The 26,364-nt window shown below is 67.7% G+C and carries 22 protein-coding genes and 1 pseudogene; 17 read left to right on the forward strand and 6 right to left on the reverse strand.

What is annotated here, in order from left to right; translation table 11 throughout:
* Window positions 1–10: 10 nt before the first annotated feature.
* Together hemL and ACP99_RS04940 are read left to right on the forward strand one after the other, a co-directional pair.
* Window positions 11–1,354: a glutamate-1-semialdehyde 2,1-aminomutase gene (gene hemL / locus ACP99_RS04935; protein WP_049985529.1), complete on the forward strand. Its 1,344-nt coding sequence runs from the start codon at window positions 11–13 to the stop codon at window positions 1,352–1,354.
* A gap of 65 nt (window positions 1,355–1,419) precedes the next feature.
* Window positions 1,420–2,145 carry a hypothetical protein gene (locus tag ACP99_RS04940; protein ID WP_197052354.1) on the forward strand — a complete coding sequence of 242 codons (726 nt, stop codon included), beginning with the start codon at window positions 1,420–1,422 and terminating at the stop codon, window positions 2,143–2,145.
* Between the two features lies 1 nt (window position 2,146).
* Here ACP99_RS04940 and ACP99_RS04945 read toward each other — a convergent pair whose 3' ends face one another.
* Window positions 2,147–2,560, reverse strand: coding sequence for a hypothetical protein (locus ACP99_RS04945; RefSeq protein ID WP_049985530.1), 414 nt, complete (start codon window positions 2,558–2,560; stop codon window positions 2,147–2,149).
* Window positions 2,561–2,686: 126 nt separating this feature from the next.
* Between ACP99_RS04945 and hemC the strand changes: the two genes are divergently transcribed.
* From hemC to ACP99_RS04965, 4 genes are all read left to right on the forward strand, one after another.
* Complete coding sequence (hemC, locus tag ACP99_RS04950) at window positions 2,687–3,787, forward strand: hydroxymethylbilane synthase (protein ID WP_049985653.1); 1,101 nt, start codon at window positions 2,687–2,689, stop codon at window positions 3,785–3,787.
* 2 nt (window positions 3,788–3,789) lie between these two features.
* On the forward strand, window positions 3,790–4,614 hold the full coding sequence (cobA, locus tag ACP99_RS04955; RefSeq protein ID WP_049985654.1) for a uroporphyrinogen-III C-methyltransferase: 825 nt from the start codon (window positions 3,790–3,792) through the stop codon (window positions 4,612–4,614).
* On the forward strand, window positions 4,611–5,378 hold the full coding sequence (locus ACP99_RS04960; protein WP_049985531.1) for a uroporphyrinogen-III synthase: 768 nt from the start codon (window positions 4,611–4,613) through the stop codon (window positions 5,376–5,378). Before cobA ends, ACP99_RS04960 begins: the two co-directional genes overlap by 4 nt.
* Window positions 5,379–5,543: 165 nt before the next feature.
* Window positions 5,544–6,995, forward strand: coding sequence for a DHHA1 domain-containing protein (locus tag ACP99_RS04965; RefSeq protein WP_049985532.1), 1,452 nt, complete (start codon window positions 5,544–5,546; stop codon window positions 6,993–6,995).
* Between the two features lie 632 nt (window positions 6,996–7,627).
* On the opposite strand, the gene ACP99_RS04970 is transcribed toward ACP99_RS04965, so the two are convergent.
* Window positions 7,628–8,434, reverse strand: a complete 807-nt coding sequence (locus ACP99_RS04970; RefSeq protein WP_049985533.1) for a DUF7847 domain-containing protein — start codon at window positions 8,432–8,434, stop codon at window positions 7,628–7,630.
* A 101-nt stretch (window positions 8,435–8,535) separates the two neighbouring features.
* Between ACP99_RS04970 and ACP99_RS04975 the strand changes: the two genes are divergently transcribed.
* From ACP99_RS04975 to ACP99_RS04995, 5 genes are all read left to right on the forward strand, one after another.
* Window positions 8,536–9,723: a hypothetical protein gene (locus ACP99_RS04975; protein WP_156105598.1), complete on the forward strand. Its 1,188-nt coding sequence runs from the start codon at window positions 8,536–8,538 to the stop codon at window positions 9,721–9,723.
* Window positions 9,724–9,725: 2 nt separating this feature from the next.
* The gene (locus tag ACP99_RS04980; RefSeq protein ID WP_049985535.1) at window positions 9,726–11,468 is read left to right on the forward strand and encodes a hypothetical protein; all 1,743 of its coding nucleotides are present in this window, start codon (window positions 9,726–9,728) and stop codon (window positions 11,466–11,468) included.
* A 75-nt stretch (window positions 11,469–11,543) separates the two neighbouring features.
* Window positions 11,544–11,867, forward strand: coding sequence for a DUF5783 family protein (locus tag ACP99_RS04985; RefSeq protein WP_049985536.1), 324 nt, complete (start codon window positions 11,544–11,546; stop codon window positions 11,865–11,867).
* A 102-nt stretch (window positions 11,868–11,969) separates the two neighbouring features.
* Window positions 11,970–12,332 (forward strand): NifU family protein, encoded by a 363-nt coding sequence (locus tag ACP99_RS04990; protein ID WP_049985537.1) that lies wholly within the window; start codon window positions 11,970–11,972, stop codon window positions 12,330–12,332.
* 86 nt (window positions 12,333–12,418) lie between these two features.
* Complete coding sequence (locus tag ACP99_RS04995; protein ID WP_049985538.1) at window positions 12,419–13,966, forward strand: sulfatase; 1,548 nt, start codon at window positions 12,419–12,421, stop codon at window positions 13,964–13,966.
* 88 nt (window positions 13,967–14,054) lie between these two features.
* On the opposite strand, the gene ACP99_RS21380 is transcribed toward ACP99_RS04995, so the two are convergent.
* The 4 genes from ACP99_RS21380 to ACP99_RS20385 all read right to left on the reverse strand — a co-directional run bounded on the left by ACP99_RS21380 (window position 14,055) and on the right by ACP99_RS20385 (window position 19,940).
* Window positions 14,055–14,717: a hypothetical protein gene (locus tag ACP99_RS21380; protein WP_231554214.1), complete on the reverse strand. Its 663-nt coding sequence runs from the start codon at window positions 14,715–14,717 to the stop codon at window positions 14,055–14,057.
* A complete protein-coding gene (locus tag ACP99_RS05000; protein ID WP_231554215.1) occupies window positions 14,699–19,225 on the reverse strand; it encodes an LAGLIDADG family homing endonuclease in 4,527 nt (1,508 codons plus the stop codon). Before ACP99_RS05000 ends, ACP99_RS21380 begins: the two co-directional genes overlap by 19 nt.
* Window positions 19,226–19,227: 2 nt before the next feature.
* Window positions 19,228–19,647 carry a PPC domain-containing DNA-binding protein gene (locus ACP99_RS05005; protein ID WP_049985539.1) on the reverse strand — a complete coding sequence of 140 codons (420 nt, stop codon included), beginning with the start codon at window positions 19,645–19,647 and terminating at the stop codon, window positions 19,228–19,230.
* 125 nt (window positions 19,648–19,772) lie between these two features.
* Complete coding sequence (locus tag ACP99_RS20385) at window positions 19,773–19,940, reverse strand: DUF7556 family protein (RefSeq protein WP_197052355.1); 168 nt, start codon at window positions 19,938–19,940, stop codon at window positions 19,773–19,775.
* A gap of 277 nt (window positions 19,941–20,217) precedes the next feature.
* Here ACP99_RS20385 and ACP99_RS05010 point away from each other — a divergent pair, with 277 nt between their 5' ends.
* From ACP99_RS05010 to ACP99_RS05035, 6 genes and pseudogenes are all read left to right on the forward strand, one after another.
* Window positions 20,218–21,171, forward strand: a complete 954-nt coding sequence (locus tag ACP99_RS05010; RefSeq protein WP_049985540.1) for an alpha-hydroxy-acid oxidizing protein — start codon at window positions 20,218–20,220, stop codon at window positions 21,169–21,171.
* An 83-nt stretch (window positions 21,172–21,254) separates the two neighbouring features.
* Window positions 21,255–22,100: a CBS domain-containing protein gene (locus ACP99_RS05015; protein WP_049985541.1), complete on the forward strand. Its 846-nt coding sequence runs from the start codon at window positions 21,255–21,257 to the stop codon at window positions 22,098–22,100.
* On the forward strand, window positions 22,101–23,900 hold the full coding sequence (glyS, locus tag ACP99_RS05020; protein WP_049985542.1) for a glycine--tRNA ligase: 1,800 nt from the start codon (window positions 22,101–22,103) through the stop codon (window positions 23,898–23,900).
* Between the two features lie 4 nt (window positions 23,901–23,904).
* The gene (locus ACP99_RS05025) at window positions 23,905–24,558 is read left to right on the forward strand and encodes a dolichol kinase (protein WP_394324859.1); all 654 of its coding nucleotides are present in this window, start codon (window positions 23,905–23,907) and stop codon (window positions 24,556–24,558) included.
* A 65-nt stretch (window positions 24,559–24,623) separates the two neighbouring features.
* Window positions 24,624–25,108 (forward strand): annotated as a pseudogene (locus ACP99_RS05030) (cation:proton antiporter regulatory subunit).
* Window positions 25,108–26,307: a cation:proton antiporter gene (locus tag ACP99_RS05035; protein WP_049985543.1), complete on the forward strand. Its 1,200-nt coding sequence runs from the start codon at window positions 25,108–25,110 to the stop codon at window positions 26,305–26,307. The pseudogene ACP99_RS05030 and the gene ACP99_RS05035 overlap by 1 nt, the downstream one beginning before the upstream one ends.
* Window positions 26,308–26,364: the final 57 nt, after the last annotated feature.

Here is a 26,364-nt window from a genome sequence, read left to right on the forward strand (position 1 = left end):
ACCGGCGCGTATGAGACACGACGAGTCGCGGGCGCTGTACGACAGAGCGCTCTCGGTGATCCCCGGCGGCGTCAACTCCTCGGTCCGAGCGACGCGGCCGTACCCGTTCTTCGTCGAGCGCGGCGACGGCGCGCACGTCGTCGACGCCGACGGCAACCGCTATCTCGACTACGTGATGGGCTACGGACCGCTCCTGTACGGGCACGATATGCCCGATCCGGTTCGGGCGGCCGTCCAGTCGCACGCCTCGGAGGGGCCGATGTACGGCGCGCCGACGGAGATCGAGGTCGACCTCGCGGAGTTCGTCGCCCGCCACGTCCCCTCCGTGGAGATGATCCGCTTCGTGAACTCGGGGACGGAGGCGACCGTCTCGGCGGTCCGCCTCGCGCGCGGGTACACCGGCCGCGACAAGATCGTCGTGATGCAGGGCGGCTACCACGGCGCGCAGGAGTCGACGCTCGTCGAGGGGAGCTTCGACAACGCCGCGCCGAGTTCGCCGGGCATCCCCTCGTCGTTCGCCGAGCACACCATCCCGGTGCCGTTCAACGACGCCGCGGCCGCAGAGCGCGTCTTCGAGGAGCACGGTGACGAGATCGCGGCGGTGCTCACCGAACCCATCCTCGCGAACACGGGCATCGTCCACCCCGTCGACGGCTACCACGAGCGGCTCCGCGAACTCACGGAGTCTCACGGCGCGCTCTTGATCTTCGACGAGGTCATCACAGGCTTCCGCGTCGGCGGCCTCCAGTGCGCGCAGGGGAAGTTCGGCGTCACGCCCGACGTGACGACGTTCGGCAAGATTGTCGGCGGGGGCTTCCCGGTCGGCGCGATCGGCGGGCGGGCCGAGATCCTCGAACAGTTCACGCCCGCGGGCGACGTCTTCCAGTCGGGCACCTTCTCCGGGCATCCGGTGACGATGGCCGCCGGCTACGAGACCCTGCGGTACGCTGCCGAGAACGACGTCTACGACCACGTGAACCGCCTCGGGGAGCGGCTCCGGGCTGGCATCTCGGACATCGTCGCCGACCAGGCACCCGCCTACACCGTCGTCGGCACCGACTCGATGTTCAAGACCGTCTTCACGCGCGAGGCTCCCGACGTGGACGAGGGCGCGCCGACCTGCGACGCCGGCTGCACGCAGGACGAGTCGTGCGCGCGGTACGACCACTGTCCGAAGACCGGCGCGGACGTCGCCGCCGCCGAGACCGAGCGCTGGGAGCGGATCTTCTGGCAGGAGATGAAGGACGCCGGAATCTTCCTCACGCCGAACCAGTTCGAGTCGCAGTTCGTCTCCTACGCTCACACCGACGCCGACGTCGAGGAGACGCTGGAAGCGTACAAAGAGGCGCTATAGCGTCCGTTCCCCTCTTAGCCGCGGCTCCCCTCGATTTTTTGTACGATAGCGGCGAAAGACCCCGTATGAACAGCCCTCCCCGCGACGATTCGACGGACGACTCCGCCGGTTCCGCCGACGGCGACCACGAGTCGTCGGCCGGTCGCGACGACGACCCGGACGTGGCCGAGGAATCGCCGGCCGGCGATCCGGCCGAGACCTCGGGGACGCACGACCCGGGCATCGGCCGCCGCGAGACCCGCGAGTCCGGCGCCTCCAGCCCGGTCCGCGAGGACACCCGACCGGGCCCCCGCGGCGACGACACCTGGACCGGCACGGGCGACGACGGGTCGGCTCCGAGCGATGCGGCGACGGTCGAGCCCGCCGCATCGACGCAGGACTTCGACGACCCGATCGGCGACCTACTCCCCCGCGCGAGCGTCGACTCGCGGTGGTGGTACTGGATCGCGGCCATCCCGCTGTACGTCGTTCTCGGCGGGTTCCTCGCCATCCTGTTCGTCGGCGCGTTCCTCTTCGATCTGTTCCTCACCGGCGGGATCGCCACGATCTTCGGCGCGTTCATCGTCGTTCCCGTGCTGGGACTGCTCGGCCTCGTCCTCTCGGTGATGTACCCGATCGCGACGTACGTCGACGCGCGGGCGATCGCCGAGTCCGACGCGTCGTGGACGCCCGACCCGCTCGTCTGGGGGCTCGCCGCGCTCGCGACGGAGGTCCTCAGCGCGTTCACGCTCAGCGTCGTGCTCGCGATCTACTACCTGTACAAGCGGCACGTCGAAATCGGCACGCCCTGACTCAGGCCGCGAAATACGCTCGGAACCGACGCCAGGTCCTCGGGTGTGCGAGCGCGACGCCGACGCCCAGCGCGACGAACCAGCACGCGCACGTCGCGACGAACGCGCCCCACGAGCCGCCGGCATCGGCGGCGCGCTCGGCCCCGGAGAAGACGGACAGTGACAGGAACGTCGCCGTCGTCGCGACGCCGACGACGAACCCGCGGATCAGATCCCACGACGGGTCGTAGTACCGTACGACGCCGACCCCCACCGCCGCCAGTACGGCCGAGTGCCAGAACTGCGTCGTCATCGAAACCGGCAGGGCGGAGACGGCGGCATCGATGGGATCGAACGCGGGCTTGACGAGGAGCCACAACAGCCCGACGTGGAGGAACTCGACGGCTTCGGCGGCGAGGCGGGAGCGGAGGGACACGCCCGAGGACACGCCCAACCGCGCCGAATACGTTTCGGTGGCGGCGCGGTCCGGTGAAGCCGGGACGCCACCGCCGACGCGACGGAAGTGGTGTCCTTTTCACCCGTGGCCGCCGAGGATTCGGCAATGACTACTCGCGGGACACTCCGACTGGCGACGCGGGGCTCGGATCTGGCGCTCCGACAGGCCGCGAGCGTCCGGGAGACGCTCGAAGACCGCCGGTTCGACGTCGAACTCGTCGAGGTCGAGACGCGCGGCGATCAGATCAGAGACGAGCTCATCCACCGGCTCGGCAAGACCGGCGCGTTCGTCCGCGCGCTCGACGAGAAGGTGCTCGACGGCGAGGTCGACGCCGCCGTCCACTCGATGAAGGATATGCCGACCGAGAAGACGGGCGACCTCGTCGTCGCGGGCGTCCCGATGCGCGAACACGCCGGTGACCTGCTTCTCACGCCCGACGGAACCGAACTGGAGGACCTCCCGGCGGGGTCGGTCGTCGGCACCTCCTCGCTCCGGCGGAAGGCGCAGATCCTCGCGGAACGCCCGGATCTGACGGTCGAGCCGCTCCGCGGCAACGTCGACACGCGGATCGAGAAGCTGCTCGCGCCCGAGCTGCAGGCCGAACACGAGCGACGCGTCGACGCCGATCGAAACGAGGGCCCCGACAGCAAAGGCGACGAGGCCGTCGAGGAGTTCGAGCAGTCGATCGAGGAATGGTTCGACGGTCTCGCGGAGATCGAACGCCGCGCGCTCGAACGCGAGATCGACACCGAGTACGACGCGATCGTCCTCGCGGAGGCCGGACTCCGGCGCACAGGCCTCTTGCACCACGTCGAGTACGCCCGCCTCGATCCCGCGACGTTCGTCCCCGCGCCCGGACAGGGCGCGATCGCGATCACCGCCCGCGACGGGAGCGAGGCGACCGAGGGGATCCGTTCCGCCGTCGACCACCCCCGGACGCGCGTCGAGACGACCGTCGAGCGGACGGTGCTCGCGGAACTCGGCGGCGGCTGTATCGCCCCGATCGGCGTGCACGCCAAGCTACAGGGCGAGTACGTCCACGCGACCGCGCGGGTGCTTTCGGCCGACGGCGACGAGGAAGTGTCGGCGAGCCGTGACCTCCCGGTCGACGACCACGCCAACGCCGCCGCGTCGTTCGCGGCCGACCTCGCAGAGCGCGGTGCCGACGACCTGATTGCCGCCGCGCGCGAAGCGGCGGAGGAGTGACGATGGCCGACGACGACCGTCGAGCGAACCCACCTGCGAGCCCCGAAACGGATTCGACCGGCACCGTCTACCTCGTCGGCAGCGGCCCCGGCGACCCGGAACTGCTGACTGTCAAGGCGCGACGCCTCCTTGAGGAGGCCGACGTCGTGCTCCACGACAAGCTCCCCGGCCCGGAGATCCTCGATTCGATCCCCGAGGACAAGCGCGAGGACGTCGGCAAGCGCGCGGGCGGCGAGTGGACGCCGCAGGAGTACACGAACCGGCGCTTGGTCGAACTCGCCCGCGAGGGGAAGGACGTCGTTCGACTGAAGGGCGGCGACCCGTTCGTCTTCGGCCGCGGCGGCGAGGAGATGGAGCACCTCGCGAGCGAGGGGGTCCCCTTCGAGGTCGTGCCCGGAATCACCTCCGCGATCGCCGGGCCGGGGACCGCCGGCATCCCGGTCACCCACCGCGATCACACCTCCTCGGTCTCGTTCGTCACGGGCCACGAGGACCCGACGAAGGAGGAGTCCGCGGTCGACTGGGACGCACTCGCGGCGACCGGCGGGACGCTCGTCGTCCTGATGGGCGTCGGAAAGCTCCCGCAGTACACCGCGGCGCTGCGCGAGGCTGGGATGGCTCCCGAGACGCCCGTCGCGTTGATCGAACGGGCGACGTGGCCGGAGATGCGCGTTGCCAGCGGGACCCTCGAAAATATCGTCGACGTCCGCGACGCCGAGGGGATCGAACCGCCCGCGATCACCGTCATCGGCGAGGTGGCGGCCACCAGAGACCGCGTCGTCGCGTTCCTGCGCAACCGAACGGGCGGAGTGGAGGGCGAGCGATGACCCGCGACGTCCGCGTCGCCGTCTTCCGCCCCGACGACGAGCGAATGGACCAGGCCGTCGAACTGCTCGACTCCCTCGGGGCCACTCCCGTCCCGGACCCGATGCTCGCTGTCGAGCCGACCGGCACGGTCCCAGACACCGGAAACGCGGCGGACGGCACGCCCGCGGACCTCGTCGTCCTGACGAGCAAGACCGGCGTCGAACTCCTCGATGAGGCGGGCTGGTCGCCGGGAACGGCCACGCTCGCCTGCATCGGACCGCGGACTGCCGCCGCGGCGCGCGCCGCGGGCTGGACGGTCGACGTCGTCCCCGAGGAGTACACCTCCTCGGGGCTCGTTTCGCGGCTCGACGGCGACGTCGACGGGCTGCGCGTCGAAGTCGCACGCAGCGACCACGGCAGCGAGGTCCTCCTCGACGGGCTCTGCGAGGCGGGCGCGGACGTGCACGAAACGGTCCTCTACCGGCTCGTCAGACCCGAAGGCTCCGGGCAGTCGACGGTGATGGCCGCCGGCGGCGACCTCGACGCGGTCTGCTTCACCTCCTCGCTCACCGTCGAGAACTTCCTCGCGGCCGCCGAGGAGCGGGGCGTTCGCGAGGAAGCGGTCGCCGGCCTGAACCGCGCGGTCGTCGGCGTCATCGGCGCACCCACCCGCGAGACGGCTGAAAGCCACGGTATCCGCGTCGACGTCGTCCCCGAGAACGCGACGTTCGACGAACTCGCGGCCGCGACCGTCGAGGAAGCCGCGCCGACGTATCACGAGTGACGCCGCGCGTACGATTTCTTCGATAGGCGAATTCGGCTCGACGATTGCGACTGAGCAACTGCCAGGGCGGGGGCTTTCGAGGTGTTCATCATCGCTGCCGCAACACAGACACCGACTTCCTCGTACGGGCGTGGGTTTAAATCCGAGAGCGACCCACGGCCGGGTATGAGCGCGGACACGACGACGAGCGGCGACGGTCCCGTTCCCGAACTCCGCGAGCGGGCCGTCGCCTGCGCCGAGCGGCTCCGAGACGCCGATCGCGTCCTGCTGGCGTCCCACATCGACGCGGACGGGCTCACGAGCGCCGCCGTCGCCGCCTCGGCCCTCGAACGCGCGGAGATTCCGTTCGAGACCGTGTTCGCGAAACAGCTCGACGAGCGGGAGGTCGCCCGGATCGCCGCGACCGACTACGAGACGGTGCTCTTCACCGACTTCGGGAGCGGTCAGTTGGACGTCATCGCGCCCCACGCGGCCGAGGGGGCGTTCACGCCGGTCGTCGCCGATCACCACCAGCCCGCTGACCTCCCCGACGGCGTCCCGGAACCCGGCCACCACCTGAACCCGCTGCTGTTCGGCCTCGACGGCGCGTCCGAACTGTCGGGCGCGGGCGCGAGCTACGTCCTCGCTCGCGCGCTCGAACCGTCCGACGGCGACAACCGCGACCTCGCGGCGCTCGCCGTCGTCGGCGCGGTCGGGGATATGCAAGCAACGGACGGCGGCCTCTCCGGCGCGAATCAGGGCATCGTCGACGAGGGCGTCGCCGCGGGCGTCGTCGAGGAAGCGACGGACCTCCTCGTCTACGGGCGACAGACGCGGCCGCTGCCGAAGTTCCTCGAGTACGCCAGCGACGTCCGCATTCCGGGGATCACGAACGACGCCAACGGCGCGGTCGAGTTCCTCTCGGGGCTCGATCTGGACCTGCGAGAAGACGGCGAGTGGCGTCGCTGGGTCGACCTCACGATGTCCGAGCGACAGACCGTCGTGAGCGGCCTCCTGAAGCGAGCCATCGCCTCGGGCGTCCCCGCCAGCCGGATCGACGCGCTCGTCGGGACCACCTACACCTTGACCGACGAAGCGCCGGGCACCGAACTCCGGGACGTCAGCGAGTTCTCGACGCTCCTGAACGCGACCGCCCGATACGAGCGCGCGGATGTCGGCCTCGCGGTCTGTTTGGGCGATCGAGGGGATGCCCTCGACCGCGCGCGCACGCTGCTCAGGAACCACCGCCGAAACCTCTCGGAGGGGCTTCAGTGGGTGCAAAACGAGGGGACGACCGTCGAGGAGCACGTCCAGTGGTTCGACGCGGAGACGCGCATCAGAGAGACCATCGTCGGAATCGTCGCCGGGATGGCCGTCGGGTCCTCGGGGATCCGAGGGGACATTCCGATCCTCGCGTTCGCCGAGAAGTCCGACGAGGAAGTGAAGGTCAGCGCCCGGGGGACTCACGCACTCGTTCGCGAGGGGCTGGATCTCTCGGCGGTGATGCGCGAGGCCTCCCGCGCGGTCGGCGGCGACGGCGGCGGCCACAACGTCGCCGCCGGCGCGACGATCCCCACGGGCTCTCGGGAGGCGTTCGTCGCCGAAGCCGACCGGATCGTCGGCGAACAGTTGTCGTAGGTGGCTGTCGCGCTTCCGCTCCCCAATTGGTATAGCAAAATATAGTTTACTGTCGGTTGTGGCACAGAGCGCGCGGTAGACGAGAATCACCGGAATCAACGCCCTAGTGGCAGCATTTCACGAGCCACGTACCGCCGATGGCGCTCCGATTCGGACTTCGACGTGAGAGTCTCGAGTGGCCACCTTGTCCCAGTGCGATCACGTTCGATTGATACACCACTCAGCCATATACCACTGGCCAGTTCCGTCGAAGGGGTGCCGCCAGTCCGTCCGCGATCGTCGCGGACACACTCGCCCAGTCGATGCTCGTCGATCTGGAGCAACACCGCGCTGCGCGATCGACGCGTTTGCATCTGCCCACGGTCGTACGGATCCGTACGATCAAGCTGACGATAGACAAACGCTCCGTGCTAGCGGCCGGGTCTGGCTGCGCTTGTCGACGCTGACGTTCGTCTGTGTCAGAAGCAGCCGACGGTTGGGGGGCGTGTTTTGCGTTGTCTTCGCTGATTCTCCGGTTAGCGGTGTCGTGATGTGCTCACACGTGCGTCGCCAGTCACTGACGCCTCGCTGCGAGCGCTTGCGATAAATCAAATAGTGCTACATTCAATGTTGCTCTCCCGTCGATCACGACGTCACTCCGTGGTGATCTCTCGGTAGAACGCCACTGAGAAGACGGCGAAGAAGCCGCCGAACAGCGTTCCGAGCACGAGCACGCCGACGCCCACACCGGCGAGCATCGACAGCGAGGGTTCGGGCGCTGGGTTCCCCATCACCGCCGTCGCGTCCGGCGACAGCAGCGTCGATGCACCGGCGAATCCGATCCCGGCGATCGCGCCCGCGACGCCCGCGACGAGTACGTAACCGACCGTGCTCAGGAGGTTCGCGCGGACGACGCCGACGCTCCGCTTCAGTCCCTCGACGGCGTCGCGGCCTTCGAGGACGATCGCCTGCCCGTAGAACTGCAAGAAGAACACGACGAGCAGGTACGCGAGGATTCCGATGGCGGCGACGATCCCGAGGGCGACGAGGACGGCGAGATTCGGCCCGCCGAACTGGCCGCTTCCGATGAACAGGATCCCGCCCGCGAACGTCGAGACGAACGCGAGCATCCCGAAGGCGAAGTTGACCGCGAGGAGGACGAGATACGCCACGAGGATCGCCACGTAGTGTCGCTTCCCGCTGTCGAGGAACGTCGCGAGCGACGTCTGCCCGCCGAGCGCTTCGTCGGCCATCGCGAGCAGTCCGCCCTGGAAGAACGGGATCGCGGCGATCGACAGCAGCGAGACGAGCGCGGAGGCGACGCTCGCGAGGACCGGATTCACCGATTGCAGGAGCATCACGGGTAGTTGGACGACCATTACGGCGAGTACCGGGACGAACAGCACCGGATTTCGAACGAGAGCGCCCGGGCTCTCGCGGAGGGCAGTCAGGACGGCCATACGTCGACTGGTACGCTGACAGACATAAATCTACGCCGCGGTACTCCCCGATCAGTGACAACCCGTAGATATTTTGTTCGGCGGTGGAAAGTGCGACGTAGATGCCGACACGCCGCCGCGCCCTGCTTCTCGGTGCGACCGCTGCTGTCGGCGGCGTGGGATACCTCACTCGTAGCCGCGCCTCCGCGCAGCCCTCCGTCGATGCTGACGTGGTCGATCGGCTCGACCCGACCTGGCGGTCGATGGCCGAGAGTCCGTGGACCGTCAGTTGGGAGGCCGACGTCGACGGGCGGCCGGGAGTCGCCGCGGAAACGGCTCGCGGCTCGGTGGTCGTCGCCGGGACGCGATCCGGGGACGATGACTCTCCGGGGTGGCTCTGCGAGGTCGCCGACGACGGAACGGTCCGCGCGGATCGGACGCTCCACCCCGAGATTCCGAACGGGTCGCCGTCGGCGGTGCTGCCGACGGCCGACGGGACGCTGATCGGCGGCCACGACGGCGAGGACGCCGCGTGGGTTGCGGCGCTGGATGTGGGGGGTGAACGTCGTTGGTCGCGGCGCTACCGACCGGCGGGGGGAGATGGTTGGAGTCCGCTGGCGATCGTGCCCACGACCCTATCGACGGGCGCAGCCGCCTACACGCTCGTCTCCAAGCGCGAATCGTACGACGACTGGCGCGACTCGGCGTGGCTGCTGCAGTTCGAATCGGACGGTGCGGTCCGCTGGAACCGCACCTACGATGCCGACGTTCAATATCTCAAAGACACGTACGCGCCCGACGGGTCGACGTTCCTCCTCGCAGGGAAACTCGCTGGACCCGCCGATGACGGGTCGCCGGCGGGCGTCCTCGCCATCGGCGACGGCGGGATCGCCTGGCGGCGGACCTACCCGGCCTACTGGTTCTGGGACATCGCCTCCGCGCCCGACGACGCCGCCGACGCCGTCGTCGTCGGCCAAGTCGACCGGGGCGATAGCGCCGTCGGCGTCGTCGCACGTCTGGGGGCGGGTGGCAGTGTGAAGTGGTGGCGGACGCTCGCCTCCGAGGACGGCTCGGTCGTCTGTTACGAGATTCGCTCGACCCCGGGAGGGTACCTCGTCAGGGGGGACGTTCGGCGATCGGAGCGCGACGACGTCCCGTTCTTCGGGGTGCTCGATTCCGACGGGAGTCGCTGTCGGTGTTACCTGTTCGACGGGTCTCGAGGCGCGCGGCCGCTGTTCGGGGGTGATCGGCCGCTCTCCGTCGAGGAGGTCGACGACGGCTCAGTGATCAAATCGTACGGAGGGGCCTGACGATGGCGACCACGCTCATCAGGGCCGCCAAGATCGTCGTCCGTCGGCTTCCGGGGATACCGAGCGCGGACCAACTCCTCGGGGTGGTCAGTGGCACGATCCTCGCGTGGAACACCGTTCCGAGCCTGTTTTCGCTGCCGGCGCTCGGCGAGATCGCGTCGCGGCTCACCGGAGTCCAGCCCGACGTGCTCGCGTCCCTCGTCAGTCTCTGTTTGAGCGTCGTGCTCTTGGGCCTCGTCGTCGTCGCCTTCGTTCCGCGGGTGTACGTCGGACCGCTCAGCGAGCCGATCGAACGCCACTCGCGAGTCCGGCGGATCTTCGTGACGTACGCCTTCGCCGTCGGGACGATATACTACCTCTGGGGGCTGTCAGTCGGGGCTTCGGGACTCCCCGCGGGAGTGCCCGGACCGCCGCAGTGGCTGTTGAACGGGGCGCTGTTCCTCGGAATACCGATCCTCGGAACGGCGCTCTACCGGATCGAGCCGCGATCCGTGAGCCACCCCGACAACCGGTTCGTCCGGCCGTTGGTCGGCCTCTCGACGGACGACGACGCCGCCGAGACGTGGCGGTCGGAGTTCGAGACGCTGGCGGCGCGGCCCCGGATGCACAAACTCGCGGCCGCACTGGTGGTGACTGCGGGTGCCAGCGTGTTCGTTATGCCCGCGGCGCTCCTCGGGATCTTCGTCGGGACGCTGAGCCTCTACTATCCGATCATCGAGGTCCTCGCGCTCGCAGGTTCGATCGGGAGCTGGGCGCTACGGAGCGACCGCACGCCGAGGCCCGACTCGGTACTCGGCGACGGATTCGACGCCGCCACCGACGTGGACACGTCCTTCTATCGACAGCTCCGCACGGCGGTCACGCCGCGCGCGTGGGGGATCTTCCTCCCGGTGCTCTTCGGCATCCTCTTCGCCGTGGTCCCGCTGCTGCTCTCCGGCGTCTACAACACGCCGGCTGACGCGTTCAGACCGGCGAGTCTCAGTAGCGCCTACTGGTCGGTCGTCGAACTCCGGACGGTGGGGAGCGTGGCGTACGCCCTCGACGTCACGGGCGATGCCGCCGTCTGGGCGGCGCTCAGTGTCACCCCGGTTCTCGTGGTCTGCTACTGTCTGTGGTACTGGTTCCGCGTGGTCCGTCGCGTCCCGACGCTTCTGTATCACGCGGACGAGGCCCCCGTTCGAGCGCGGGTTCGCGACTCGGCGGCGACGCCCCCCGTGAGCCGCCCCCGCGGTGCGTTCCTCCCGCTGGGTGCCGTCGTGTGGGTCTGGTTGTCTCACCGGTTTATGCGGGGCGAGTCGTTCGTCCCGATCCCGGCCGCCCGGGGCGAGTTCGGGTTTCTCCTGGTGTGGTCGATGGCCGTCGCGCTCCTCGGGTGGACCGTCTACGACGCGGTGCGGAGTGAACCGAGGGTCCCGGACGGACCCGTCCGGGAGATCTACCTCCCGCTCGGCGTCCAGGTTCTGGTGGTGATCGATATGGGGCTCGACAGCCTCGTCGAAGTCGGCAGCCTGCTGGCGCTGTTGATCCTCTCGGTCGGTCTCTACCACCTCCCCTCGAAGACGGAGGCGCTCTTCGAGCTCCCCCGTTCTCGGCGTCTCCCCGTGCTCGTGGTCGTCGGAGCTGTGTTCTCGGTCTTGACGTCGGTGCGGTACGACGTCGGCTTGAGTCTGCTCGCCGGAGCGGCGATGTTCGCGACCCTCGCTCTCGGCGGAGAGTGGCACGAAATCGTCGAAGAGGGGAACTGACGCCGACAGCCTGAGAGCCGAGCGGGACGGCCCCGGACGAAAACGGGTTTGTACCGCCGCCGACCAATCACGGATATGACCGACTTCGACCCCGAGAAGTTCGAGGACAAGTACGCCAACTACTTCCCCGAACTCCAGCGCGCGTACAAGAACGCCTTCGAGACGATGAACGACACCTACGACTCCGAACTCGTCCACGCCATCGACCAGCAGATCCTCAACGAGTCCGAGCCGTTCTACGAGGACGGCGACTTCCGGATCGAACTCCCGGAGAACCCGTCCGACCGGCTGACCGCCGTCGTCGTCGACGACGAGAAGCTCTCGGGGGTGCTCGATGCGTACCTCGAGGAACTCCGCCGGCAGCACCGACGCGTGTTCGGCCTCGACGACGACGAGTGACGTCCGATCGACGACGCGAAACGACGCACGAAACCGGCGGAGATACGGCCGCCGCGTTGTGCGAACCAAAGGCCTAAGCCCGTCGACGCCGAAGCGCTGGGTATGAGCACGGACGCTGCAAGCGGCGACGACGACCTGAAAGAGCGCGTCACGAACTTCCTGCGCCGGAACTTCCCGCAGATCCAGATGCACGGCGGATCCGCGGCGATTCAGAACCTTGACCGCGAGAACGGCGAGGTCACGATCATGCTCGGCGGCGCGTGTTCGGGCTGTGGCATCTCCCCGATGACGATCCAGGCGATCAAGAGCCGGATGGTCAAGGAGATCCCCGAGATCGAGATGGTCCACGCCGAGACCGGAATGGGCGGCGGTGGCCACGGCGGCGACGGAATGGCCCCCTCGTTCCCCGGCGAGGAGAGCGGCGAGGACCGAGACGGCGACGAAGGCCCGCAGGCTCCGTTCTAACTCGAATCCGATTCTCCGCGGGAGCCGTGTTTCGCTGACGCCGCAGGACCGGAGGCTCTTTGACGCCGTCGGCGAGACGTAGGTGTATGACCACCGGATCACCCGAGAACGTTCTCTTCGTGGTGATGGACACGGTCCGAAAGGACCGGCTCACGCCCTACGGGTACGATCGCCCCACGACGCCGAACTTGGAAGCCTTCGCCGAGGAGGCGACGGTCTTCGAGCAGGCGGTCGCACCCGCGCCGTGGACGCTGCCGGTCCACGCCTCGCTCTTCACCGGGATGTACCCCTCACAGCACGGGGCGGATCAGGAGAACCCCTATCTGGAGGGAGTGACGACGCTGGCGGAGACGCTCTCGGCGGCGGGGTACGACACGGCCTGTTACTCCTCGAACGCGTGGATCACGCCCTACACCCACCTCACCGACGGGTTCGACGACCAGGACAACTTCTTCGAGGTGATGCCCGGCGAGTTCCTCTCGGGACCGCTGGCCCGCGCGTGGAAGGCGATGAACGACAACGAGGCGCTGCGAGCGATGGCCGACAAGATCGTCAGCCTCGGCAACACCGCCCACGAGTTCTTCGCGGGCGGCGGGAGCGCCGACTCGAAGACGCCCGCCGTCGTCGACCGCACGAAGTCGTTCATCGAGGATTCGGACCGATCGTTCGCGTTCATCAACCTGATGGACGCGCACCTGCCGTATCACCCGCCCGAGGAGTTCGCCGAGGAGTTCGCCCCCGGCGTCGACTCGACCGAGGTGTGTCAGAACTCCAAGGAGTACAACTCCGGCGCGCGCGACATCGACGACGACGAGTGGGACGACATCCGCGGGCTGTACGACGCCGAAATCGCGCACATCGACGACCAACTCGGGCGGTTGTTCGACTGGCTGAAGGCCGACGGACGGTGGGACGACACGATGGTCGTCGTCTGCGCGGACCACGGTGAACTGCACGGCGAGCACGACCTCTACGGCCACGAGTTCTGCCTGTACGACCCGCTCGTGAACGTCCCCCTGCTGGTCAAACACCCCGCGCTCGACGACGACCGCCGCGAGGACCAAGTCGAGTTGCTCGACCTGTATCACACCGTCCTCGACACCCTCGACGTCGAGGGCGGGACGCCTTCCGCACCCGATGACGACGTCGTCGCGCTCGATCGGACGCGCTCGCTGGTCTCCGATTCGTACCGCTCTTTCGACGGCGTCGGCGACGAGAAACGCGACCCCGGTCAACGCGGCGACGGCGAGTACGCCTTCATCGAGTACTCCCGGCCGGTCGTCGAGTTGAACCAGTTAGAGGAGAAGGCGGCCGACGCTGGGCTCACGATTCCGAGCGACTCGCGCTTCTACTCGCGGATGCGCGCCGCGCGCCGGATCGACGGCAAGTACGTCCGGATCGACCGCATCGCCGACGAGGCGTACCGTCTCGACGACGACCCCGGCGAGACCGAGAACGTCGCGGGCGAGGGCGACCCCGTCGTCGACGCCGTCGAGGCGACGCTCGCGGACTTCGAGTCGGCGGTCGGCGGCGCGTGGACCGACGCGCTCGACGACGACGTCGACGACGACGCCGTCGACGAGATGGACGACGAGGCGCAGGAGCGGCTTCGGGATCTGGGGTATCTGGAGTAGCGCTCCACCTCTTTCTGCGGAGGGGTCCTGCAGATCCCTCCGCGCGAAAAACCTGTCTCGCTGAGCGGAGCGAACGGTGAAAAAAGTGCTACATGAAATCCGCGAACCCTGACTGCTTGTTCTTGTCGTTCTCGAAGACGGATTCGAGGCTCTGTTCGAGCACTTCCAGCCGCTGTTTGGTGTACTCTCGGCAGCCGAACTCCTCGGCGACGTGGATGGCGGTGTCCATGTACTTGTTCACCGACCCCTTGTGCACCGTAAGGTTCACGCGCCCGCCGCACTCGCGGCAGTCGCCGGTGAGCGGCATCCGTCGATATTTCTCGCCGCAGTCGAGACAGCGCGTCTCCTGTCTGGAGAAGGCTCTGAGGTTCCCGATCAGGTCTGGCAGGAAGTGGTACTCGATGACCCGCTCTGCGACGTCGGTCTCGTCGACCGCGCGGAGCTTTCGGGAGAGTTCCAGTTGGGCGTCCATCTTGTCCATCATCGACCCGAGCGTCTTGTAAGCGGAGAGGTCGGGGCCGAGCGCGATGTTCGAGGTGTCGTGGGTGTGGTCGAAGCCGCGGTACTCGTCGTCGGTGCCGAGGGTGTCTTCTCCCAACTGGATCAGGTCCTCGACGGCCTCGGGGTCTTCGAGTTCGAGCGTCGCCTCGTAGAACTCGCGGGGGTACTGCCGCACGATGTCCATATTGTGCGCCTCGTCGTCGATCTCGCTGGGATCGATGCGCGAGGACATCACGAGCGGCGCGTCCATCTGGCCGCCCGCTTGTCGGGGAGGTACTGCTTCGAGAAGTTGAGCAGGCCGTCCATCAGCAGCATCACGCAGTCTTCGTCGCCGTCGCACTGGCCGGTATATATGTCGTTAGCGACCAGCGTGTTTGTTTCCTCGACAGTCAGTGAGTACGTGTGGTCGACAGTCGTCGGCGTAATCTCGACCGATGTGATTTTGTCGGCCCACACCTCACCACCGTCACCGAAGAGCCTCTGTGACCGCGTTTCGATCCGATCGACTGCGTTCGCAAGCGTTTCTTCCTTTCGCTTGAGGTGGAACCCGATTCGGTCGGCAAAGCGAACCGCGTTCTGCGACGTTACCTTCAGAACCCACGTCTCGAAAGACTGCGGTTCGTCGTAGAACTCAGCGACTGCACCGGTCTCCGGGGTTCGTTCTTCACGGTACACCTTCGACGCGATACCGAATCGCTTGAGTGCCGCGATGAGGTCGGACTGGAGGTCGTCACTCACAGTGTATGCTTTCACCTCCACTCGATCGGTCGAGGTACTCCCATCGCCGGAGAAGTACGCAGCAAGGAACGATCGGAGAACCGAATCCGGAGCCGACAGTACGCAGTCGGGAATCCGTTTTGTCTCCGCACGACTCCCGGCGTCGAGGATGTCCGAAAATAGTGTGGCGACGAGTCGACTGGAAACCGTAATCTTCCACTTGTTCTCCTCGAATGCGTCGGCATTGAGGATTCTGTCGAACGTTTCGACAATTTCTTCCCTTGGAACATCGTCTGGCGTACAGATAGTCGTCTGATAGAAAGACCCAGATTCTCGTCGTGTGAACCCTTCAGCAGCGTAGTATCCAAGCAGAGTTCCAACTGTCTCGTCGACCACGAACTCCCGCGAAATCGAAGTTTTGTCGCGCCGCACGCCAAGTTCAACTTCGTCAGGAACACGTTCGATGACCGTCTCACGGTCGAACAGGTCAATTACGACGCCAGCGGGTATACTATCTCTCGACACCCAGTTGTACACCGTCGATTGACTGACATCGAGTGCTTCAGCGACTGGCTTCAGGTATCCTTCAGCGTCTGTCGCGTCGTTGAGGAGTTCTTTGAGAGCGGACTCACCGATTCCGCGAATCATTAGGTCCTCGTCCGGGACCGTCTCCGTGGTGAGGAATTCGTCCAGCAAGTCGAACGTCCAGCGTTCACCATCGATGGGGATTCGTTTCGGTGTGGGAACGACATCTTCGACCGAAAGGTCACGTGCATCGATCCGCTCGACCCCCTCACCAGTCCACCGACGCATTGAGTGGTCTGGAGTTACTGTCAGTTCCTGGCCACTCTTGGTCTCGACCCTGATGAGGTGGTCTGGCGCGGGATGCTTCGAGACTGCATCGACTCGCTGGAGTGATTCCTCGCCATTCTCGTCCACAGATGGAACGTACACGTCGCCGCCGAGTTCCTGTACGAGCGCACCAAAGTCGTCCTCGTCAGCAGCATCGGGGTCAAGCCGCTCTTCGACTAGCGATTTGATCGGGTCGTAGTGCCACTCTCCCGCCTCATCCTCGAACCAGACTTTCGTCTCCGGATGGAAGCAGTTCCGACGCTTCGCGGCGTGGAAGTACGGATGCGCGTAGCCGACGGCGGCGGACGTGAAACCGACGACGCGGCCGACGACAGCGGCTGACGTGTGCGGGGCCATCCCGAAGACGAGTTCGCCGACGAGGTCCTGCCGTTCCTCGACCTCGTAGAACGCGGGCAGGCCGTAGTACTGTTCGAGGAGATCGTCGACGAAGTCGGCGGTCTTGAGCATGTGCTCGGCCGCGCCGTCGGAGAGGACGATGTCCTGAACTTTCAGTTCGACCAGTTGGTCGTCGAACTCCAGCGGCTCGCCGTCGACGTCGGTCTCGTAGCCCAGTTCGCGGAAGTCCGCGGCGGTCACGTCGAGTTCGGCGGGGCGGACCGCCGTGACGGGGAGGTCCGTCATGTCGTAGCGGACCGTGCCGTCCTTGAACGACGTGACGCCGTTCTTCGCGCGGAGGACGCCCTTCTCCATCGGCTCGGGCGTCTTGTCCGCCGAGGTGAGCCCCTTCACGCCCTTCAGGATGTCGTAGGCGGACTCGCGCTCGCCCACCGCTTCGAGTGCGCGGCGGTACTCCTCGCCGACGTCGACCGAGAACCAGTCGGGGCTCGTGACGTCGCGTTCGCAGTGCTCGCAGTAGACGCGCCCGGATTCGTCGGGCTCGACTACCTGCCCGCACTCCTCGCACTCGTAGTGCGGTTCGGTGTGAGTGCCGCAGTCCGCGCAGGTCGTCCGGTAGGTGTGAGTGCCGCAGTCCGGACAGACGCGATCGCCGACGCGGACGTCGACGACGCCGCGGCGACCCTGTTCGTCCCTGTTTCGGGCCGCCTCGCCGACGTCGCGCTGGCTGCCGCCGGCCTCGCCGATCGGGAAGAGGGTGTGAACCGCGGGCGAGAGGTCGCGCGATTCCGACTTCTCGGGGCGACCCATTCGGTTGCCGATGCGGGTCGGGGCGCGCTCGCGGACCTCGAACGGGGCGACCTCGTTGACGGCCTTGACGGCGCTCTCGCCGCCGTCCCACGAGCGGGCCGACGGGGAGACGTCGGTCGGTTCCCAGGTCCGTTTCAGCGTCCGCGACGCGTCCTCCCGCTCGACGAACCCGAGCGAGCGGACCAGCGAGTGCCACTCCGGCACTCGGATCGACTCCTCGCGCTGGGTGTGTTCGACGAGCAGGTGTTCGAGGATCGCCGCGATCGACTCGGTCTTCTCCAGTTCGAGGACGGTCTCGCCGGTCCCGCCCGCGACGTCGTCAGCGGTGTCGTCGGATCCGAGCCCCGCGTCGTCGGCGTCGTCGGAGCCGGCCGCGAGTCCGCCGTCGGCCTCGGCGCTGACGACGCGTCCGTGCTCGACGGCGTCGGCGAGCGATTCGAACTGCTCGACCGAGACGTCGTGCCACAGATACGTGTAGTCGGGGTGCAGCGGGCAGTCGTACTCGGACGCCCACTCCATCGCCTTCTCGGGGGTCGGGTGTTCGAGGTCGACCGCGGGGTCGTCGGCGAGCGCCTGGACGGGCGCACCGGCGGCCTCGAACTCCTGTACCCACCACTCGTAGACGTAGGAGGCGGGGGCGAGCTGGTGGTTGTTCTCGACGAACTCCCCGAAGTTCACGAGGTACTCGCCGAGGTCGAGGATCTTCTCGACGCCGTTTCTGATTTCGAGTGCCTCCTCGGGGTCGTCGATGCGGCGGACGTCCCCGTTCGCGAGGCGGACCGTCGGCCCCTCGATGGAGTCGACGGGGATGACGCCCGCGGCCTTCCCCGGGCGCTCGGTCTTGATCTGCGTCCCGGTCGCGAGGAAGTCGTCGACGAGGTGCATCGTCGCCGGGTGGACGCCCGCGGTCGCGAAGCCGTGGTTGCGCGCCCGGCCGTACCGGAGGCGGAAGCCGCCCGACTGGCTCGGGTGGCCGAAGACGGGCCGCCCGGCGATGAGGTCCCGCAGGTACTTCTTCGCCGGATCGAGCCGCGCCGGGCCGGCCGGGTCGTCTGCGGCGTCCGGCTCACCGCTGTCGTCGCCGTCGCTCGCGCCGTCAGCCTCGCGTCCGTCGTCGGTATCGCTCTCGGTCGACTCCTCGCCTTCCGGTGCGTCGGCGTCGCCCGCGTCGTCGTCGCTCTTTCCGATCGTCCCGTCGATGAGGTCCTGCAGCCACGGCCAGTCGACCTCGTCGAGCCCGCGGGTGTAGCGCTGGATCTTCGGGGCTTTCAGCGCGATCCCCTCCGCGAGGACGAGACACATCCCGCCCCGGGCGGAGTTGGTGTCGACGCGTTCGAGGTCGCGGAAGCCCGAGACCTCCTCGTCGCCGGTGGCCTCCCCGTCGAGCATGATCGGCATGTGCTCGGCGATGAACTTCGTCTCCTTGTCCTTCGGCGAGTACTGCAGGCCGGTCTCCTTGTCGTAGAGGGCGACCTCCTCGGCGTAGCGCTCGACCTCGTCGCTCCGGGCCTCGTACTCCTCGATGCCGAGCAGCGAGCGCGCGTAGTCGGCGACGAGGACGGAGAGCGCCTGCGCGGTCCCGCCGGCGGAGCGGATCGGGCCCGCGTAGTAGACGTTCACGAACTCCGTCCCGTCGTCGTTCTCGAGGATCTCGACGCGGTCGATCCCCTCGATCGGCGCGGCGACGACGCCCTCGGTGAGCAGCGCGACCGCGGTCCGGACCGCGCCCTCGACCTTTCCGGCGCGGCTGTCGTAGTCGCCGACGGTCCCCTCGACGAAGTCGGTGACGAGTTCGAGGGCGGCCTCCTCGCGGGACATCTGCCCCTCGAGTTCGCGGACGCGCTCGGCGACGCCGGGGATTCCGAGGATGTTCTCCACCCTGTCGGCCATGTCCTTCGCGACCGGGATCTCGACCTCCGGCTCGGGGTCGTACCCCATCCCCTTCGCGCGCTCGGCGCGGTCGAACGCCTCGTCGAGCCGGGATTCGATGCGCTCGAAGTACCGCCTGTCGTCGTCGTGCACGGCTACAGCCAGAGGTCCAGGTCGGTCACCTCGTCGTGCTCCCGTTCGAGCGACTCCTCGAACGCGCGGAGGTAGACCTCGCCCGCGAAGACGGTCGCGGCGTTGAGATGCCCCGCGAGTGCCTGTCCGCTCGGTCGCGAGAGCACTGCGTGCGTGTGTGCGAAGCGCTCGCCGTCGAGGTCGGCGACGTTACCCACGCAGGCGGCGACTTCGAGCGGTTCGTCGAACGTCACCGACTGGTACTCCTGGTCGTCCTGATCGTAGAACCACACCTCGGCGTCCTGCACCGCGCCCATCGCCTGAAACCACGCGGCGTCGATGCCTTCGAGATCGGCGAACTCCTCGATCTCCGTTCGCCAGTCGGCCCCCGTTTCGAGCCGAAGCAGAAACTCCCGGCTCGCGTCGACCTCGCGGTAGTGCATACCCTGTTGCTCGGGAGTCGCGGACAAAAATCATGCTGTCCCCTGTTCGGTCCGGTAGCGGCGGCTCGGTCGAACGGGGCAGTGGCTATCGCATCGGCCTCGAAAAAACCGCCGGGAACGCCCGCTTACGCCCAGTCTCGGAGCGACGGCGCTTCCGATACCCGCATCGAGAGCCACGCATCATCGCGGGAGATGTCCGCGATAATGAACTCCGCCTGAGCGGGAGTGGAGTCCACCGAGGCCATCACCTCGGCGCGCGACGCGTCGGACACTGCCGTCGCATTCGGCGTCATGTTTGGTAGTCTATCTCATTCATACATAAACCCGTCGGATCGAACTCGGATTAGAACTAACGAATGAACACCTTAGGAGGTGCATAAATATATGGATCGATGTGTTTTTGGACGATCTTGGTACGTATGGTCGGTATCGACCGCCCTATCGTGCGAGTATATACCAAGTAACACGCCTCAAACGAGGAACACGAAAGCGCATCCAGTACCGTGGGGGCCTGTAGCAAACTACCGACGCTCGGAGTAACTACTTGACGTGTGACAACACACACCAGATATGGCCGACGACACACCGGCACAGCCGGGCACGCGGCGGATGTCACAGGTGTTCGAAGCGGGGCGAGCGGGCGAAACGCCCGACGTCCCGATGCGCTACGAGGCGCTCGAAGCGGCCGCCCTCGACGCGCTGTCGCCGGAGGCGTACGACTACGTCGCCGGCGGCGCGGGCGGCGAGGACACGGTCGATCGGAACCGTGAGGCGTTCCGCGAGCACCGACTGCTTCCGCGCGTGCTCCGGGACGTTGGCGAGCGGGACCTCTCGACGACCGTCTGCGGCACCTCGCTCTCGTTCCCCGTGATGCTCGCACCGGTCGGCGTGCAGTCGATCATCCACGAGGAAGGCGAGGCCGCGACGGCGCGCGCCGCCGAGGAGTTGGGGATGGGGATGGTCTCCAGTTCTGCGGCGTCGACGACGATGGAGGACATCGCCGCGGAACTCGACGACGCGCCCGGGTGGTTCCAGCTCTACTGGAGCGCCGACGACGACCTCGCGAAGAGCTTCGTCGACCGCGCGGCCGCGGCGGGCTACGAGGCCCTCGTGGTCACGCTCGATACCCCGATGCTGGCGTGGCGCGAGCGGGATATGCAGCGGGCCTACCTCCCGTTTCTCGACCGCGACGGCGTCGCGAACTACTTCTCGGATCCGACCTTCCAGTCGCGGGTCGACGGCGACGTCGACGCGGACCCGGAGGCCGCCGTCGACGCCGTCGGCGACGAGGCCGACGTGCTGTTCGACAGCGGGATCCGCCGCGGGGCCGACGTGCTGAAGGCGCTCGCGCTCGGCGCTGACGCGGTGCTGCTCGGCCGTCCGTACGTGTACGGGCTGGCGCTCGACGGGGCGGCGGGCGTCCGCGCGGTCTGTGAGAACCTCCTCGCCGACCTCGACCTGGCAATGGGGCTCGTGGGCCGCGACGACGTCGCCGACGTCGACGAGTCGGTGCTCGCCGAGTGAGCTGATTCGCCTCCGTCGCCGGCCCGAACTGCGACCTCCGGGGCTTCAAAGAGTACAAGAGGTGTGACGCAGTACAACGCCGTATGAATGTAGCCGACGCGATGACGCCCCGCGAGGACGTGGTCACTGTCGAACTCCCGGGGACCCGCGACGACGTGTTGGAGTACCTCCAGGAGCGCGGTTTCTCCTCGGTCCCCGTGGTCAAACAGGTCGACGGCCGCGAGGAGTACCGCGGGCTCGTCTCCCGGGAGGAGCTCATCGAGCGCCCCGACGAGGACCAGCTCGCGGTGCTGATGCGGGAGGTCCCGACGGTCACCGCCGACACCAGCGTCGAGGAGGTCGCGCACCTGATGGTCGACGCCGGAACGCGCCGCGTCCCGGTCGTCGACGGCGAACTCGAGGGGATCGTCACCGTCACCGACATCGTGCGCGCGATCGCCCGCGAGGAGGTCGACGTCGACGCGACTGCGGACGACGTCGCGACGAAAGACGTGAACACGACGTACGACGCCACGCCGCTGCCGGTCGCCGAGCGCGAGATCTACTACGCCAACGTCCCGTACGCGGTCTGTCTCGACGACGACGGGCGGATGGACGGCATCCTCACCGAGGTCGACATCATCGACGTCGCCCGCGTCGTCGAGGGCGAAGACGACACCGGCGACTCCTTCGCCGGTCAGGACGACGAGTGGATGTGGGAGGGAATCAAGGCCATCGGACGGCGCTACGTCCCGACCCGAAACGTCGAGCTCCCGGCCGAGCCCGTCTCGAAATTCATGTCCGATAACCTCGTGACGGTCTCGCGGCGCAAGTCCGTCGTCGAGGTCGCGCAGGCGATGCTCACCGAGGACATCGAGCAGATCCCGCTCGTCACCGGCGACGAACTGATCGGCGTCGTCCGCGACGTGGATCTGCTGGAGGCGCTGTAGATGAGCGAGGAGCGGACCGAGGGCGAACGGCTCGCCGAACTCGCGAAGCGCCGCGGCTACTTCTTCGGCGCGAGCGGCGCGTACGGCGGCGCGGCCGGCTTCTACACGTTCGGCCCGCAGGGCGCGGCGCTGAAGTCGAACGTCGAGGACGCCTGGCGCGATCGCTTTACCGTCCAAGAGGGCAACTTCGAGATCGAAGCGCCGACGATTATGCCCGAGCCCGTCTTCGAGGCCTCCGGCCACCTCGACGGCTTCGACGACATGCTCGTCGAGTGCCCCGAGTGCGGCACCTCCCACCGCGCGGATCACCTCATCGAGGACAACACCGACCTCGAGGACGCGGAGTCGCTTCCGATCGCGGAGGTCGAAGACCTGATCGCCGAGCACGACCTCCAGTGTCCCAACTGCGGGGCGCACCTGGCGGGCGAACCCGTCGAGGACTTCAACCTGATGTTCGAGACGAACATCGGGCCGGGGTCGTCGACGCCGGGCTACCTCCGCCCGGAGACCGCCCAGGGCATCTTCGTGGAGTTCCCGCGCATCAAGGAGTACGCGCGGAACAGCCTCCCGTTCGGCGCGACCCAGATCGGGCGGGCCTACCGCAACGAGATCTCGCCGCGAAAGAGCATCGTCCGCACGCGGGAGTTCACCCAGGCGGAGTTAGAGCAGTTCGTCGACCCCGAGCGTGACGAGCCGGATCTCGATTCGGTTCGCGACGTCGAGGTCACGCTGTATCCGGCGACAGAACAGGGGGCCGACGACGGCGAGTACGTCGAGACCACCGTCGGCGAGGCGGTCGAGGAGGGCATCGTCGGCGACGCGTGGATCGGCTACTTCCTCGGCGTCGCCCAGGAGTGGTACGAGCGCGTCGGCGTCGATATGGACCGCTTCCGCTTCCGACAGCACCTGGCGGGCGAGCGCGCCCACTACGCGGCGGACTGTTGGGACGCCGAGAGCGAGGTCGACGGCGACTGGATCGAGATCGCGGGCTTCGCCTACCGGGGGGACTACGACCTCTCGAAGCACGGCGAGCACAGCGACGACGACTTCACCATCTTCCGGCAGTTCGACGAGCCGAAGACGGTCGAGAAAAGCGTCGTCGATCCCGATATGAGCGTCCTCGGCCCCGAGTTCGGCGGGGACGCCGCCGACGTGCAGTCGGCGCTCGAAGAGTTGGCCGAGCGCGATCCCTCCGCGTTCGAGGACGAGGAGGTGTCGGTCACGGTCGGCGGCGAGACCAAGATCGTCGACGCCGACGTGGCGAACTTCCGGGTCGAAGAGCAGACCGTCTCGGGCGAGCACATCACGCCGCACGTGATCGAGCCGTCGTTCGGCGTCGACCGGACCGTCTACACGCTGCTGGCGCACGCGTACCACGAGGACGAGGTCGACGGCGAGACGCGCTCGTACCTCTCGCTGTCGCCGGCGGTCGCGCCGACGGACGTCGGCGTCTTCCCGCTGGTCTCGAACGTCGACGAGCTCGTCGACCGCTCGGAGGCGCTGGTCGACGACCTCCGAGAATCGGGCTTCAGCGTCGTCTACGACGACTCCGGAAGCATCGGCCGTCGCTACCGCCGGCAGGACGAGGTCGGCACGCCGTTCTGCGTCACCGTCGACCGCGACGGGCTGGAGGACGAGGGCCCCGACAGCGTCACGATCCGCGAGCGCGACACCGCCCGGCAGGTCCGCGTCCCGATCGACGCGCTGGTCGAGGAGCTCCGAGCCGTCACGAGCGGCGAACGAGCCTTCGACGACCTGGTGGAGGCGTACGACCTCGTCGCGCCGGGCGCGGATTCATAGGACGGTGACGACGTCCCAGTCGGCGTCCGGTCCGCTGCCGGACGTCTCCGAGAGCGAACTCAAGCGGCGGGTGGTGCACGCCAGCGGCACGGGACTGCCGCTCCTGTACGTGCTCGGGTTCGTCTCGTGGACCCAGTTCGGGTACGTGATGCTCCTCGCCAGCGGCGTCGCGGCGCTCTTGGAGTTCCTCCGACTGGTCGTCGGCCTCGACTGGGACATCTACGACGACCTCACCCGCCCCTACGAGCAGACGAACGTGGCGGGCTACGCGCTGTATATGTTCAGCATCACCGCAGTCGCCCTCGTGTTCGCGCCGTACGTCGCCGTTCCCGCGGCGCTGATGCTGACGATCGGCGATCCGGTCTCGGGGCTCCTCGGGACGACGCGGGAGGCCGACGAGTCGAAGCGCCTGCGGACGCTCGGGGCGATGTTCGCGGTCTGTCTGGCCGTCGCCGCGCCGTTTCTCGTCGCCGCTGCGGGGACGGGCGTCGGCCTCGCAGCGGCGCTCGCAGCGGCGCTCGCGGCGACCGTCGCGGACGGATTCAAGCCCGTGATCGCCGGCTACGTCGTCGACGACAACCTCTCGATCCCTCCGGCGGCCGCGCTGGCCGCGAGCGCCGTGCTCGCGGTCACCGGGGTCGCGCCCGTCTTCGGGTGACCCGCCGCTGCCGCCGCGACGATCGGACGCGACGATTTTTGTAGGGCCGCGACCAACCGCGGGCCGTGACGGTCTACGAGAGCGACCTCCCGGGCGTCGGAAAGAAACACGAGATCGACCTCCCAGACGGGACACAGCTGGTCGTCGTGACGCACAACGAGGGGCGGCGAGAGGTGTTCCTGCGTCAGGATTCCGACAGCGACTCGGAGAAGCTGTTCGAGTTGCCCGACGACCTGGCCCGACAGGTCGGTACGATCCTGGAGGCGCGTACTTCCAGCCGGTCAAATCCCAGAACATCCAGACGCTACTCGGCGGCGACACGCTCTTGGAGTGGGTCGAGGTCGGCGATGACTCGCCGATCGTCGGGCAGACGCTCGGGAACTCTGACCTCCGCGCGGAGACCGGCGCGTCCGTGGTCGCCATCGAGCGCGGCGAGGACGTGATCCCCTCCCCCGGCGCGGAGACGACGATCGAGGCGGGCGACACGCTCGTCGTCGTCGGCACCCGCGAGAACTGCGAAGCGTTCGAGTCCCGCGTGACTGGTGCATAATGGCGGCGGGGCTCTTCGAACTCGGACAGGTGTTCGCCGTCCTTGCGATCGCCGGCGCGGTCGCGCTCCGGATCGGGCTCTCGGTCATCCCGCTGTACGTGGTCGGCGGGATGGTCGCCGGCCCCTTCGTCGCCGGTCGGTTCGGTCTGCCGCACGTGCCCGAAAGCGAGATGCTGACGATCCTCGCGGAGGTCGGGATCGTGCTGCTGCTGTTCTTTCTGGGGCTGGAGTTCAGCCTCGACCGGCTGTTGGCCGCGCGCTCGCGGATCACCCGCGCGGGCGTCGTCGACGCCGCGATCAACCTCCCGCTGGGGATCGCCATCGGCCTCGCGCTCGGCTGGTCGGTCGTCGAGGCGCTGCTGCTCGGGGGGATCGTCTACATCTCCTCGTCGGCGATCATCACCAAGACGCTGATCGACCTGGGGTGGATCGCCAACGACGAGGCCGACCCGATCCTCGGGACGCTCGTCTTCGAGGACCTCTTCATCGCGATCTACCTCGCCATCGTCACCTCGCTGGTCCTCGGCGGGGCCGACGCGGGACTCGACGGTCTCGGAGTGTCGCTGGCGGTCGCGTTCGGGTTCCTCGGCGCGCTGCTGGCGGCCGTGCAGTACGGCACCGCGTTCTTCACGCGCGTTCTCGACGTCGCCGACGCGGAGTCGTTCGTCCTCCGGGTGCTGGGCGTGGTCGTCCCCGTCGCGGGCTTCGCGCTCTCGATCGGCGTCAGCGAGGCGGTCGCGGCCTTCTTCGTCGGGATGGGATTTTCAACCAGCGGCCACCGCGAGCGGATCGAACGGCAGCTCACGTCCGTCCGCGACGTCTTCGCGGCGGTGTTCTTCTTCTGGATCGGCGTCGGCACCGACCCCCAACTGCTCCTCACCGTCGCCGTGCCGCTCGCCGCGGCGGTCCTGTTGACGACCCCGGCGAAGTTGCTCTCGGGGTACCTCGGCGGGCGCGTCTACGACCTCTCGGAACACCGTGCGTTCCGGGTCGGCATCGGGCTGGTGCCGCGGGGGGAGTTCTCGCTCGTCATCGCCGCGCTCGCGGCTGGCGGCTCGACGACGGTGATGCGGGAGACGATCCCGGCGCTCGCCGTCGGCTACGTGCTCGTGATGAGCGTGCTCGGCACTCTCCTGATGCAGCGCTCGGACGCGATCGAGGCGTTCGGGAGCCGTCTCCTGCCAGCGGAACGCGCGTGACGTCGTTCGCCGGGGCCCCAATCTGTTAATAGCGACTGTCCGAACGGTCGGGTGGAC

Origin of the sequence: Halobellus rufus (assembly GCF_000739575.1) — an archaeon.
Lineage (GTDB): Archaea > Halobacteriota > Halobacteria > Halobacteriales > Haloferacaceae > Haloquadratum > Haloquadratum rufum.